Raw genomic sequence first — 13,928 nt, forward strand, 5'->3', positions numbered from 1 at the left:
AGGCGCCCCGTTAACCACGCTGGCCGCACGCAGGCTTGAATCCGTGGGTAACCCGGCAGGACGCCGGGTTAGCCGTGTTGGGCCATGGATGGCCCGTCACGGCGGCCCACGGATTCAAGCCGGAGTGCGGGCACACCGAGCCTATGCGAGGTGCCGAGTGGAGGGGCAAGAGCGCTTTGGTTACTTTCGCGCTTTTCGAAAGTGACCCGCTGTAAAAGCGGAACCCATATCCGCCATCACCCAAATGCCGGATATACCCCCAACAGAAAACCCACCCACCCCACATGATTAATCACAAACTCAAACCGGCAACCTCTATGCTTGCAGGGAACTAGCCCGTCGCATTAACAACCAAAGGCACACACGCCCCCCTTCTCATCAGGACACACACATGCAGGTAGAAAGCTTTTTCGAATGGTTGGGCCAGGCACTGGGGTCCGTCATCCGTTTTATCGTCGACGGGCTCAGCGGGCTGTTCGGGGCCTTGACCCACGCCGGCGGCAACTTTGTCGAAGGCCTGTCACGCACTCTGGGCATGGACACCTCGATCATCAGCATCATCACGTTGATCATCGGCTTGATGCTCTTGTACTCAGCCGTCCGCGCGTTCATGCGCGCGTCGATCATCATGGGCATCATCTGGTTGATGCTCGGCTTGTGGCTCCTGAGCTGGGTCGTCCACTGATCCCAAAACACCTCCCACATTGGATCTGTTGTGGCGTTAACGGCCGGTTACAATGTCGCTCCCCAAGGAGCCTCCATGACTGCCCTGCTCGCCGACTGGCGCCACCGCCCCACCCACCGCCGCGTCTGGGCCCTGGCCGCGCCGATGATCCTGTCGAACATCTCGGTGCCGCTGGTGGCCCTGGTCGACAGCATGGTCATCGGCCACCTGCCCCACGCCCACCAGCTGGGCGCCGTGGCCGTCGGTGCCAGCCTGTACACCTTCCTCGCCTGGGCCATGGGCTTTCTGCGCATGGGTTCCACCGGGTTTGCCGCGCAAGCCGCCGGGCGCAATGACGGGGCTGCGCTGCGGCAAATCCTGCTGCAAGGCCTGCTGCTGGCACTGGGATTGGCGATGCTCCTGGGCACTGTCGGCATTCCCCTGAGCCAACTGGCGCTGGAATGGATGCAACCCTCCCCCGAACTCAACCAACTGACCCGCGAGTTTTTCCACACGCGTTTATTCGGCCTGCCCGCCGCACTGGCCAGCTACGCGCTGGTGGGCTGGTTCCTCGGCACGCAAAACGCCCGCGCGCCGCTGGCGATTCTGCTGACCACCAACCTCGTCAATATCGCCCTCAACCTGTGGTTCGTCCTCGGTCTGGACTGGGGCGTAGTCGGTTCCGCCCGTGCCTCGGTCGTGGCCGAATGGACCGGCGCCCTGCTCGGCCTGGCCCTGACGCAAAAAGCCCTGCGCGCCTATCCCGGGCATATCGCCTGGGCAGCCTTGAAGGTGTGGGAGAGCTGGCGCCCACTGCTGGCGGTCAACCGCGATATTTTTATCCGCAGCCTGGCCCTGCAATCGGTGTTTTTCATGATCACGGTGCAAGGCGCGCGGTTGGGTGATGCCACCGTGGCGGCCAATGCGCTGCTGCTCAACGGCTTGCTGCTGGCCGCCCACGCGCTGGACGGCCTGGCCCACGCAGTCGAAGCCTTGTGCGGCCACGCCATCGGCGCCCATGACCGTCAATCACTGCGGCGTTCATTGGTGGTGGCGGGCGGTTGGTCATTGATCGCCAGCATTGGCTTTGCCTTGCTGTTCACACTTGCCGGGCATTTGTTTATCGCCATGCAGACCGATATCCCCAGCGTGCGCGAAACCGCCGACAGTTACCTGCCGTACCTCGCGGTGCTGCCATTGATTGCCGTGTGGAGCTACCTGTTGGACGGCCTGTTCATCGGCGCCACCCGCGCCCGGGAAATGCGCAACGGCATGTTGCTGACCGTGCTGCTGACACTGCCGTTCGCCTGGATGTTGCAGGGCTTGGGCAACCACGGCCTGTGGCTCACCTTCCTGCTGTTCATGGCGCTGCGCAGCCTTACCCTGGGGGCGATTGCCTGGCGCTTGAACCGGCAGAATCAGTGGCTTGGATAAACGCGGTCACGCGGTCCAGCACCGGCGCCAGCCAGCGCAACGGCCGCGAGATCGACGCCACCAGCGTGGCGTGGCTGGTCCTGCTGAAATAGACCGCTTCAACCGGCACTCCCGCCGCCCGCAGCTTGCTTGCCAGCCCGCCGGTATTGCGCGTGGGGTTGACCAGGTTGTCGTCTGTCGAGGCAATCAGCAGGCTGGGCGGTGCAGCGGCGCTGACGTGGTTGATCGGCTGGGAATCCGGCGGTGAATCCGGAAAGAAAAACACCGGCTTCACGTCAGGGTTTTCAATCGGCAGGAAGTCATATGGCCCAGCCAGGCCGATCCAGCCCTTGAACATCGACGGCGACAAGCCCACCGCTTTCAGCCAGCGCGGGTCAAGCGCCAGCATCGACGCGTTATAAGCGCCGGAGCTGTGCCCCATCACGTACATCTGCGCAGGGTCGGCGCCATAGTCGGCGATGTGTTGATGCGTCCAGGCCACAGCGTTGGCACCGTCCTGGAGAAAGGCCGGGTAACGCACTTGCGGGTAGAGCCGGTAATCGGCGATCACCACCACGATGCCGCGTGAAGCCAGGGCTTCGCCGACAAAACCGTAGTCATCCTTGGAGCCGCTGTTCCAGCTGCCGCCATAGAAAAACACCACCACGGGGGCGTTGGATAGCGCGGGGACAGGGCGGTAGATATCGAGTTTTTGCCGTGGGTCAGCGCCGTAAGCGATGCCCGAGGTTTTGGTGAAGGTACTGGAGGGCGTGAGTGCGTTGAGCACTTTGATCGGCGAACACGCCGCGAGGAGTGCGGCGATTGCCAGGGTGAACACTTGCAGAAGCTTGCTCGACATCGTTCAGACCTCACACAGAAGGTACTGCCAAACGCAGGCCTGAATGTGGGAGCTGGCTTGCCTGCGATCGTGCCGTGTCAGACAACAATTGTTGCACTGACACACCGCCATCGCGGGCAAGCCCGGCTCCCACATTAGAGCCGTGGAACGTCGCTTACGAAGACAAGTACGAAGACCGTGTCAGCCCCAGACGCAACGCATCCAGGAACTGTGTGCGCTCGCTGGCACTGATCTTCGCGCTGGCGCACTTGTCACGGTAGTGAGTCATCAACTCCTCCGGCGACAAGTGCACATAGCGCAGCATGTCTTCGATGGTGTCGTGGGTCTCGATCCCGGCGCTGTACACCGAACCGTCTTCACGCTGGTAGATGTTTACCGAGTCGGTGTCACCGAACAGGTTGTGCATGTCACCGAGGATTTCCTGGTAAGCGCCCACCAGAAAGATGCCCAGCAAGTAGTCTTCGCCGTCATTCAAGGCGTGTACCGGCAAGCTGGTCTCGATGCTCTGCTCGTCGACGTACTGCTTGATCTTGCCGTCGGAGTCGCAGGTCAGGTCTTGCAGCACCGCGCGGCGCAGCGGCTCTTCGTCGAGACGGTGCAGCGGCAGGATCGGCAGGACCTGGCCGATCGCCCAGGTGTCGGGCAGGCTCTGGAACACCGAGAAGTTGCAGATGTACTTGTCGGCCAGCTTGTCGTTGAGCTCGTCCAGCACCTGGCGGTGCGAGCGCTGGCGGGCTTTCAACGAGTCGTGCAGGCGGCGGCACACAGCGAAATAGCACTGCTCGGCCAGGGCTTTTTCAGCCAGAGTGATCTTGCCGTCGGCGTACTGGGTGGCCACGTCGCTCATGTAGTGCGTGGCGCGCCAGTAGGTTTCGGTGACCATTTCAATGTCGGTCGGGCCCAGCAGATCCACCAGCCATTGCACGGTTTCCGGCAGGCTTTCCTTGTTTTCGATCTGCGGGATTTCGTCGTTGTGTTTCTCGACGTCGGTGACCTGCACCACCAGCATGGCGTGGTGCGCGGTCAGGGAGCGGCCGCTTTCAGAGAAGATGTTCGGGTGCGGCAGGCTCTGCGCGTCGCAGAATTCCTTGAGCATGCCCACGACCACGCCGGCGTAGTCGTCCATGTCGTAGTTGATGGAGCTGGCGTTACGCGAGTGCGTACCGTCGTAGTCCACGCCCAGGCCGCCACCGACATCGATGTGGTCGACCGGCAGGCCGAGGTTGCGCAGTTCGCCGTAGTAACGAATGGCTTCCTTGAACCCGTGCTGGTAGTCGGCCAGGTTGGCGATCTGTGAACCCATGTGGAAGTGCAGCAGGCGGATGCCCTGGTCGAGGCCGGCCGCGCGGAAACGCTCGACCACCGACAGCAACTGCGCCGCCGACAGACCAAACTTGGACTTTTCACCACCGGTGTCCGCCCACTTGCTCGAGGCCAGCGACGACAGACGCACGCGCAGGCCAACCTGTGGCTTGACCTTGAGGCTCGCGGCTTCTTCGATCACCAGCTCAACTTCGGATTCTTTCTCGATCACGATGAACACGTTGTGGCCGAGCTTCTGGCCCATCAGCGCGAGGCGGATGAACTCACGGTCTTTGTAACCGTTGCAGACGATGGTGCCGCCTTTCGGGGCCAGGGCCAGTACGGCCAGCAGCTCCGGCTTGGAACCGGCTTCCAGGCCGATGGACACGTCCTGGGTGGCGATGATGTTCTCGATCACCGCTTCCTGCTGGTTCACCTTGATCGGGTACAGCGCGGTGTATTTGCTCTGGTATTCCAGGCGTTCGATGTTCGAATCGAAAGCGCCGGTCAGCTGGCGTACACGGTCTTGCAGGATGTCGGGGAAGCGCACCAGCAACGGCAAGGACAGGCCGCTTTTGCGCAGCTCGTCGACTTGCTCGTACAGGTCGACGGGCGTGCTGTTCGGGCCGTTCGGACGGACTTCAACGCGACCGGCATCATTGATCGCGAAATACCCGGCCCCCCAATGACGAATCCCGTAAACACTGCGGCTGTCCGCAACTGTCCATTGGCTGCCATCGTCTTTGCGTGTGCGTCGTACGGACATCGAAGTCCCCTATAAATGAAGTCGAAGGCGCCGCCCCTATCAGAGGCTGGCGCAGTCTAAAGAATGAAAATGACGATTTGCCTGCAAGAGAGGTAGACCCCACTCGCAGGACAGAGTTTAGACACAGGTCGGGAAGAGGCTCTCAGCCGCCGGACTTCTTGGCCTTGTACCCGAGCTTGATCAGCTCGGCCAACAGCAACTCGACGTGATCGCCCTGAATCTCGATGACCCCGTCTTTCAACGCGCCACCGGTGCCACAGCGCTTTTTCAGCACGGTGGCCAGCTCCTTGAGGGCCTCTTCGGCCAGGGGCACGCCGGTGATGGTGGTCACCGTCTTGCCGCCACGGCCTTTGCTCTCGCGTCGCACGCGGGCAATGCCGTCGCCTTCAGGGATCAGGGTTTGTTTGCAGGTGCACGCGTCCACGGGCTGACGACAGTCCGGGCAGTGTCGACCTGCGTCGGTGGAAAATACCAGGCCACCAAGGGCGGCGAAGGATGCGGCTTTTTTGGCCACCGGCAATCCTCTTGGGAGGACAAAGACTGATCGGTGCCCGCAAAGGCGAACCACCGACCGCGAAGCCCCACTCAGGCAGGGGCAGCGCTACCGAACCGCCAAGGTGGTTCGGGTGAAAAGTCGCGCAGTGTAACGGCAAAAAGCCGACTTGCTAAGGGCCAAATGGCGCCAATTTATGCAACTTTAGCGACGTGAAGCCAGATAGCGCCGCAAGCCTTCCTGAGCATCCGGGCAGTAAGGCTTTTGTTCAGCTTCCTGCAGGACAATTTCAAGCGGTAAAAAGCGCGCTTCCATGACTTCTTCGGGTTGCAGGCGCAAGGGCCCGTCCCAGATCGCGGAGTATGATTTGCACCAGAGTTTGCTGTCGCCGTCTTCAAAATAGAAATGGTCGTGTTCGGTCAGGTCTACGCCGCTGACGCCCAGTTCTTCTTCCAGCTCCCGGGCCGCCGACAACGCGTAGGACTCTCCCTCCGCCACCATTCCACCGGCCGCGGTGTCCCAGAAGCCGGGGTACATGGCCTTGCTCAGTGTGCGCCGATGCACACACAGCTCACCCGCGGAATTGAACAGGAAGATAAAGGTGCAACGGCCAATCAGGCCGCGCTGGCGAAGGTCGGACCTGACCAGGGCACCGAGCAGGCTGTCTTGCTCGTCGACCCAGCAGATCAGTTCAGCGTCGGAGGCCGCGCGGTGCGCGGCCTCCTTTTGAATAGCGTCCATCATCAACCCTGATTGAGGAGCTGACGCAAGTCGATCACTGCAGCGTTTGCCCGGGAAATATAGTTAGCCATGACCAGCGAGTGGTTGGCGAGGATGCCAAAGCCACTGCCATTCAGAATCATAGGACTCCACACCGGTTCCTGCGAGGCTTCCAGCTCACGAATGATCTGGCGCACGCTGACCGTGGCGTTTTTCTTGGCCAGCACGTCGGCAAAGTCGACTTCGATGGCGCGCAACAAGTGGGACAAAGCCCAAGCCTGGCCACGGGCTTCGTAGAACACGTTGTCGATCTGCATCCATGGCGTTTCCACCACTTCTTCATCGACCTGCGGCACTTCGCCCGGCGCCAGGGCTTCGGTTTTCAGTGCGGTGTTCAACTTGACGCGACCGACACTGGCCGACAGGCGTTGCGACAACGAACCCAAGCGCGTGGCAACGTCACCCAGCCAATTGTTCAGGTTGTCGGCACGCGCATAGAACAGCGCCCCGCGCTGGTTAGGATCGGACAGGCGCGCCTCGTAGCGGCTCAGGGAGTTGATGCCTTCCTGGTATTCCGATTCGCTGGACGGCAGCACCCAGCTCTTGTTGTCGAAGTTGAAGCGCGGTTCGGCCTTGGCCAGGTCTGCGTCTTCCGCCGACTGCGATTGGGAGCGGGCGAAGTCTTTACGCAGGGCGCGGGTCAGGTCACGCACCTGCACCAGCACGCCGTATTCCCAGCTCGGCATGTTGTCCATCCACAGGCCAGGCGGGAAACGGTCGTTGGAAATGTAGCCGCCAGGCTTGTTCAGCAAGGTGCCGACCACGGTCTTGAGGGTTTCGACGGTGGTATAGCCCACCACCATCTGCTTGCCTTCTTTCTCGGCGGCAAGCTGGGCATTTTGCTGGACCGGGAACAGCGCCGGCTCTTCGCTCCAGTACCAGCCCAGGCCACCGGTGACCAACAGGTACAAGGCCAGCACGCTGAGCAAGGCTTTGCTCATCAGCAGGTTGCGAAAATAGCCGCGTTGGGTCGACTTGGGCTCAGGGGCGGGGCCTTTGGCACTGCCTGCACGGTTTTTCCAGTCCAGCATGGCGATATCCTTTCAATCACTTGAGTTCATGCACATCAATTGTCCGGGTGCGTTCAAACACTCCGACCACAACCCTACCCCATCGTGCCCATCGGTGCGGGGCTTTTCACGAAAGTGGCGCAGCGGGCGCGTTCGACTATAAAGGATGCACGCTTTTTACGCTGCGCGACCATCAGGTCAAAAACTGAATGACCCAGACGCGTACTTAATTGACGTATGACACTCATGCAATAGAAAAGAGGTGCTAGCATAGAGCCATCAGTCGACCTCAGCATGCACCTTCACTAGTAGTCAGGATATGACCGAGCCAGAAGACCCCAGCCGTGAGCGTCTCAAGCACCATTTTGCCCAGCGGGTAATTCATCAGGCACGTCAAATTCTTGAAATCTGGCAACGCCTGCAACGCAGCGAATGGTCGAACGCCGATCTGTCCGAACTCAGCGAGGCCAACCTGCGCCTGCTGCGCTTTGCCGAGCGCTTCGAACAGCCGGAGCACGGCCAACTGGCGCGGCATATCGGCGAGTCCCTCAAGGCTGTGGATGAAAATCGCGGCCGCTTGAGCAGCCAACTGATCACCGAACTCAATCGCCTGATGCAGCGCCTGTCCCGCACCGGCCTGCGCCAGGGCGACCAGCTGGAACAAACCTTCCTGCCGCCGATGCGCAAGCCGATCTACGTGATGCTGGCCGACCACGACCGCGCCGAGCGCCTGGCCAAGCAGCTGGAATTCTTTGGCTTGAGCGCCCAGTCCCTGGACAGCGTGGCGGCGTTTCGCGCGTCCATGGCCGAACGCTTACCGTCGGCGATTGTGATGGACGTGGACTTCTGCGGCACGGGCCTGGGCCTGAAGCTTGCCGCCGAAGCCCAGGAAGGCCTTGAGCAACGGCTGCCGCTGTTGTTTTTCAGCCTGCACGAAACCGACACCCCGACCCGCCTCGCCGCCGTGCGCGCCGGCGGCCAGGAATTTCTCACTGGCACGCTGGAAGCCTCCAGCCTGCTGGAAAAGATCGAAGTGCTGACCTGCGTCGCTCAGTACGAGCCGTATAAAGTGCTGATCATCGACGACTCCCGAGCCCAGGCGCTGCACACCGAGCGGCTGCTGAACAGCGCCGGCATCGTCACGCGCACCTTGATCGAGCCGATCCAGGCGATGGCCGAGCTGGCGGATTTCCAGCCCGACCTGATCATCCTCGACATGTACATGCCCGCCTGTACCGGTACCGAACTGGCCAAGGTGATTCGCCACAATGACCGCTACGTCAGCGTGCCGATCATCTACCTGTCGGCCGAGGACGACCTCGACAAACAGCTGGACGCCATGAGCGAAGGCGGCGACGACTTCCTCACCAAGCCGATCAAGCCGCGCCACCTGATCACCACCGTGCGCAACCGCGCGGCGCGTGCCCGCAACCTGAAAGCGCGGATGGTTCGCGACAGCCTGACCGGGCTGTACAACCACACCCACATCCTGCAATTGCTCGAAGACTGCAGCTTCCGCGCACGCCGCGAGAACAAGCCACTGAGCTTTGCCATGCTCGACATTGACCACTTCAAGCGGGTCAATGACAGCCACGGCCACCCCATGGGCGACCGCGTGATCAAAAGCCTGGCGCTGTTTCTCAAGCAGCGTTTGCGCAAGACCGACTTTATCGGGCGCTACGGCGGCGAAGAGTTCGCCATCGTGATGCCCGACACTGACCTGGAATCGGCCTGCAAGGTGCTCGACGAAATTCGCGGGCGCTTTGCCGAAATCCATTACCCCGCCCAGCCCCAGGATTTATGGTGCACCTTCAGCGCCGGCTTGGTGGAGTTGTGCGACGGTTCCGACAGCCTGATGATGGCCGCCCAGGCGGACGAAGCGCTGTACCGCGCCAAGGATGCCGGGCGCAACCGCGTACACGCCGCGCGCGGATCAAAGCAAAGTGCCATCTTTTCACCGGAATCCACTGATTCCGTCATAACTCTGTAATGGAAACGCAATAACTTCAGGCACTTATCTTTTGCTGTCGGTTGAAACCACGCATGCGCCTGAAGCTGCTGACCAATCTCAATACCCTCCTGCTGGTGGCCGTGTGCCTCGCGCTCGGGGCGACGCTGTGGTGGTCGCAACGTGCGCTGGAGCGGCCTTATTTGCTGATGGAGCGCTATCTCGGGCTCTCCCAGACCTTTCAGAACCAGGCTGCGCGCAATATCGACGACTACCTCGCCAGCGGCGACGCCTTGCGTTTGAGCAGCGCCAGCCAACGCCTGGAAAACTTGCTGCAGCACTTGGATGAACTGCCCGCCGACCTCGCGCAAAACCTGCGCCCGAGCCTGGTGGAGCTGGACGCCTTCAGCAAAACCGACCTGTTGGCCGCCGGCAAACTCGCGGGCGACCCGCAGGCCCTGCTGCTGCAAGCCGAGCGCGAACTGGGGGCCAACCTGGAGCAATTGAGCCAGTACGCCCTTGGCGTCAATTCGCCTGAAGCCGCGCGTTATCTGCCGCCGCTGCTGGCCGCGTCCCAGCACCTGGGCAAACTGTCCCTGGCCCGCGACAAGCTGGTGAGCAGCGGGCGCGCGGAATTGGCCGATGACGTTGAGCGCGAAGTCGCCAGTATCCGCACCCAGGCTGACGTGTTGGCGCAGCTGCCCTTGCTCGGCGTCAAGGCGACGACTGAATCCGGCACCGATGATTTTTCGGCCATGATGGGCCTGGAAAACAGCGAAAAAGCCGAAGTACAGGACACCGGCGTCGACCTCAAGCGCGAACTCAACAGCCTGTTGACGCGCTACCCCGCCGAACTCAAGCGCACGCGCGACCAGATCCAGTTGCGTACCGCGCTGGCCGACAGCACCCATTTGAAAATCGCCGCCGTGCACCAGGCCATCGCCGGTCTCGAACCCGTCGTGCGTGCGCAACACGGCAAGATCCAGGGCGAGGTGCGCCTGATGCAAGGCGTGATGATCGGCCTGATCCTGCTGATCGCGCTGCTGATCGACACCCTGCAACGCCGCCTGGCGCGGGTGTTGACCAACCTCGCACCGGCCCTGTCGACCTGGGCCGAGGGCGACTTCAGCCAACCGATCGCGCTGGGAAAGACCAACCGCGAACTCCACGATATCGAGGCCTCGTTGAATCGCTTGCGTGCTTACCTGGTGGACCTGGTGGGCACCATTCGCGGAAATGCCCAAGAAGTCGCCGGCAGCAGCCGTGCCCTCGCCGAGCTGAGCAGCGGCCTGCACGACGGCGCCGAGCGCCAGGCCGGCGATACCGCGCAGATCCGCGATTCGCTGGGTGAACTGGAAGCGACTATCCAGCAAGTCGCGGGTGATGCCAGCCAGGCCGCCGGGGCCAGTCGCAGCGCGGGCCAGGCGGTGGAACAGGGCCAACGCGTGATCGGCCTGAGCCTCACCGGTTTGCATGCGCTAGTCGGCGAAGTGCAGCAAAACGCGCAGATGATCGAGAAGCTCGCAGAAGAGTCCGCCACCATCGGCGGCGTGCTGACGGTGATTCGCTCGATTGCCGACCAGACCAACCTGCTCGCGCTCAACGCTGCTATCGAAGCCGCACGGGCCGGTGAAGCCGGGCGCGGGTTTGCCGTGGTCGCCGATGAAGTGCGCTCATTGGCCCAGCGTACGGCCGGCGCCACCGCCGAAATCCAGGGCCTGATCGCCGGGTTGCAAACCGCTGCGCATCAATCGGTGCAAGGCATGCGCGCCCAGGTCGAACATGCCGAAGCGACCGCCGAGCAAGCGCAGGCAGCGGACGGCGCGCTGGATGAAATCGTCGGCGCGATCCAGACCATCTCCGACACGGCGGTGCGCATTGCCGATGTGACTGCGCAGCAAAGTGGCGCCGTCAGTGAGATTCGCGACAACAGTGAGCGGATCCACCAGATGGGCGAGGATAATTTGTTGCGCATCGGCCAAGGGCGTCGCCAGGGTGAACACCTGTTGGTGCTGGGTGGGCAGCTCAATACCGCCGTGCAGGCTTTTCGCGTCTGACCCGGTCTTCCACCTCACACCGACCCAAAATCAGATGGAGATCAAAAGTGGGAGCTGGCTTGCCTGCTCCCACCTTGAATCTGCACAGGCATTGAAAGCGTATTACCAATGACCAGATTTTGAGCGCCGGTCACAAATTTTGCGCAATCCTCGCTAATCGTGCCGCCTACTGCATAGAACTGGACAGTCACAAAGGCTTTGCGGCATAGTCGCCGGGTTCTGCCGTACCCACATCAATAACAAGGAACAGCCGATGGCGACCTTACTGGTTCTTCACGGACCCAACCTGAACCTGCTCGGCACCCGTGAACCGGGCGTCTACGGGGCAGTGACCCTCGATCAGATCAACCTTGATCTTGAACGACGGGCACGTGAAGCCGGCCACCATTTGCTGTACCTGCAAAGCAACGCCGAGTACGAATTGATTGATCGCATCCATGCCGCGCGCGGCGAAGGCGTGGACTTTATCCTGATCAATCCCGCCGCTTTTACGCACACAAGTGTTGCATTACGTGACGCGCTGCTGGCGGTGAGCATCCCATTCATCGAAGTGCATTTGTCCAACGTGCACAAACGCGAACCTTTCCGCCATCACTCTTACTTCTCCGACGTAGCGGTAGGAGTGATCTGCGGCCTTGGCGCCAGCGGTTACCGACTGGCCCTGGAGGCCGCCCTGGAACAGCTTGAACAACCGGCCAAGCGCCCCTGACCGACCCTTGGGAGTTGATGATTCATGGATATCCGTAAAGTTAAGAAACTGATCGAACTGCTGGAAGAATCCGGTATCGACGAGCTGGAAATCAAGGAAGGCGAAGAGTCCGTACGGATCAGCCGTCACAGCAAGACTCCGGCTCAACAGTTCTACGCACCACAGCCAATGCAAGCGCCAACTGCTGCTCCGGCCGCCGCGCCTGCCGCCGCCGCTGCACCTGCTGCCCCGGCCGCACCTGTGTTGAACGGCTTCGTGGTCAAGTCGCCAATGGTCGGTACGTTCTACCGCACCCCGGCACCGACCTCGCCAGCCTTCGTTGAAGTCGGCAAGACGGTGAAAGTGGGCGACACCATCTGCATCGTGGAAGCGATGAAAATGATGAACCACATCACCGCTGAAAAAGCCGGCGTCATCGAATCCATCCTGGTAGAAAACGGTCAGCCGGTTGAGTACGACCAGCCGCTGTTCACCATCGTTTGAACCGCGGAGCGCCTTCGATGTTGAAACCTGCGAAGAAACTGCAAAAAGTCCTGATCGCCAACCGCGGCGAGATCGCGCTGCGTATCCTGCGCGCCTGTAAGGAAGAGGGCATCAAGACCGTCGCTGTTTACTCGACGGCCGATACCGAATTGATGCACGTGAAACTGGCGGACGAAAGCATCTGCATTGGCCCGCCACTGGCCACGAACTCGTACCTGAAAGTCTCGAACATCATCGCGGCGGCTGAAGTGACCGGCGCTGATGGCATCCACCCGGGCTACGGCTTCCTCGCGGAAAACGCCGACTTCGCCGAACAGGTGGAGAAATCCGGGTTTGCCTTCATCGGCCCGAAAGCCGAGACCATTCGCCTGATGGGCGACAAGGTATCGGCCAAGGACGCCATGATCGCTGCCGGCGTGCCAACCGTTCCAGGCTCAGACGGCCCACTGCCTGAAGACGAGGCCACCGCTCTGCGCATCGGTCGCGAAGTCGGCTACCCGGTGATCATCAAGGCCGCCGGTGGCGGTGGTGGTCGCGGCATGCGTGTGGTGCACAAGGAAGAAGACCTGATCGAAGCTGCCAAGCAGACCCGCTCCGAAGCGGCTGCCTGGTTCGGCAACCCGATGGTCTACCTGGAGAAGTACCTGACCGACCCACGTCACGTGGAAGTGCAGGTATTGTCCGACGGCCAAGGCCACGCCATCCACCTGGGCGACCGCGATTGCTCGCTGCAACGTCGTCACCAGAAAGTACTGGAAGAAGCGCCAGCACCGGGCCTGGATGAAAAGGCGCGCCAGGAAGTTCTGGCTCGTTGCGTCAAGGCGTGCATCGACATCAACTACCGTGGCGCGGGCACTTTCGAGTTCCTCTACGAGAACGGTCGTTTCTACTTCATCGAGATGAACACTCGTGTGCAGGTAGAGCACCCGGTGTCGGAGATGGTCACCGGTATCGACATCGTCAAGGAGATGCTGAGCATCGCCGCTGGCAATGTGCTGTCGTATACGCAGGACGACGTGAAGATCCATGGCCACTCCCTGGAGTGCCGGATCAACGCCGAAGACCCGAAGACCTTTATCCCAAGCCCTGGCCTGGTCAAGCATTTCCATGCACCGGGCGGCAACGGCGTACGGGTAGATTCGCACCTGTACAGCGGCTACAAGGTTCCGTCGAACTATGACTCGTTGATCGGCAAGCTGATCACCTGGGGCGCGACGCGCGACGAGGCCATGGCCCGTATGCGTAATGCCCTGGACGAGATCGTGGTGGATGGCATCAAGACCAATATCCCGCTGCATCGGGATCTGGTTCGTGATGAAGGCTTCTGTGAGGGTGGTGTGAATATTCACTACCTGGAACACAAGCTGGCCAATCAGTGAGTTGATTGGTTTGACAGGGCCGCCCTTTGGGGCGGCTTTGTTGTTTCTGGGGGTGAGGGTTGGGG

12 protein-coding genes are annotated in these 13,928 nt (G+C 61.3%); 7 read left to right on the forward strand and 5 right to left on the reverse strand.

The annotated features are described in order from the left end of the window. The first annotated feature begins 391 nt into the window (after nucleotides 1-391). Together WBB95_RS12940 and WBB95_RS12945 are read left to right on the forward strand one after the other, a co-directional pair. A complete protein-coding gene (locus tag WBB95_RS12940; protein WP_003233162.1) occupies nucleotides 392-685 on the forward strand; it encodes a hypothetical protein in 294 nt (97 codons plus the stop codon). 75 nt (nucleotides 686-760) lie between these two features. Continuing rightward, nucleotides 761-2,098: an MATE family efflux transporter gene (locus WBB95_RS12945; protein ID WP_424487934.1), complete on the forward strand. Its 1,338-nt coding sequence runs from the start codon at nucleotides 761-763 to the stop codon at nucleotides 2,096-2,098. Here the strand turns inward: WBB95_RS12945 and WBB95_RS12950 are convergent. From WBB95_RS12950 to WBB95_RS12970, 5 genes are all read right to left on the reverse strand, one after another. Next, nucleotides 2,043-2,936, reverse strand: a complete 894-nt coding sequence (locus WBB95_RS12950) for an alpha/beta hydrolase (RefSeq protein ID WP_424487935.1) — start codon at nucleotides 2,934-2,936, stop codon at nucleotides 2,043-2,045. The two genes, WBB95_RS12945 and WBB95_RS12950, sit on opposite strands and share 56 nt — an antisense overlap. A 154-nt stretch (nucleotides 2,937-3,090) precedes the next feature. Next, nucleotides 3,091-5,004: an arginine decarboxylase gene (speA, locus tag WBB95_RS12955; protein ID WP_424487936.1), complete on the reverse strand. Its 1,914-nt coding sequence runs from the start codon at nucleotides 5,002-5,004 to the stop codon at nucleotides 3,091-3,093. Nucleotides 5,005-5,146: 142 nt separating this feature from the next. After that, nucleotides 5,147-5,518, reverse strand: a complete 372-nt coding sequence (locus WBB95_RS12960; protein WP_424487937.1) for a translation initiation factor Sui1 — start codon at nucleotides 5,516-5,518, stop codon at nucleotides 5,147-5,149. A 183-nt stretch (nucleotides 5,519-5,701) separates the two neighbouring features. Further along, complete coding sequence (locus tag WBB95_RS12965) at nucleotides 5,702-6,238, reverse strand: NUDIX hydrolase (RefSeq protein WP_424487938.1); 537 nt, start codon at nucleotides 6,236-6,238, stop codon at nucleotides 5,702-5,704. A 2-nt stretch (nucleotides 6,239-6,240) separates the two neighbouring features. Next, nucleotides 6,241-7,218 (reverse strand): DUF2333 family protein, encoded by a 978-nt coding sequence (locus tag WBB95_RS12970; protein ID WP_424487943.1) that lies wholly within the window; start codon nucleotides 7,216-7,218, stop codon nucleotides 6,241-6,243. A 388-nt stretch (nucleotides 7,219-7,606) separates the two neighbouring features. On the opposite strand from WBB95_RS12970, the gene WBB95_RS12975 reads away from it, so the two are divergent. From WBB95_RS12975 to accC, 5 genes are all read left to right on the forward strand, one after another. Beyond that, the gene (locus WBB95_RS12975) at nucleotides 7,607-9,277 is read left to right on the forward strand and encodes a diguanylate cyclase (protein WP_424487939.1); all 1,671 of its coding nucleotides are present in this window, start codon (nucleotides 7,607-7,609) and stop codon (nucleotides 9,275-9,277) included. 53 nt (nucleotides 9,278-9,330) lie between these two features. After that, nucleotides 9,331-11,292: a methyl-accepting chemotaxis protein gene (locus WBB95_RS12980; protein WP_424487940.1), complete on the forward strand. Its 1,962-nt coding sequence runs from the start codon at nucleotides 9,331-9,333 to the stop codon at nucleotides 11,290-11,292. A gap of 253 nt (nucleotides 11,293-11,545) precedes the next feature. Further along, nucleotides 11,546-12,001, forward strand: a complete 456-nt coding sequence (gene aroQ, locus WBB95_RS12985; protein WP_012721999.1) for a type II 3-dehydroquinate dehydratase — start codon at nucleotides 11,546-11,548, stop codon at nucleotides 11,999-12,001. A gap of 24 nt (nucleotides 12,002-12,025) precedes the next feature. Then, nucleotides 12,026-12,484 (forward strand): acetyl-CoA carboxylase biotin carboxyl carrier protein, encoded by a 459-nt coding sequence (gene accB / locus WBB95_RS12990; RefSeq protein ID WP_424487941.1) that lies wholly within the window; start codon nucleotides 12,026-12,028, stop codon nucleotides 12,482-12,484. 17 nt (nucleotides 12,485-12,501) lie between these two features. Further along, entirely contained in the window at nucleotides 12,502-13,863 is a 1,362-nt protein-coding gene (gene accC, locus WBB95_RS12995) for an acetyl-CoA carboxylase biotin carboxylase subunit (protein ID WP_424487942.1), read from the forward strand. Nucleotides 13,864-13,928: the final 65 nt, after the last annotated feature.

Source organism: Pseudomonas sp., from assembly GCF_049645325.1.
Lineage (GTDB): Bacteria > Pseudomonadota > Gammaproteobacteria > Pseudomonadales > Pseudomonadaceae > Aquipseudomonas.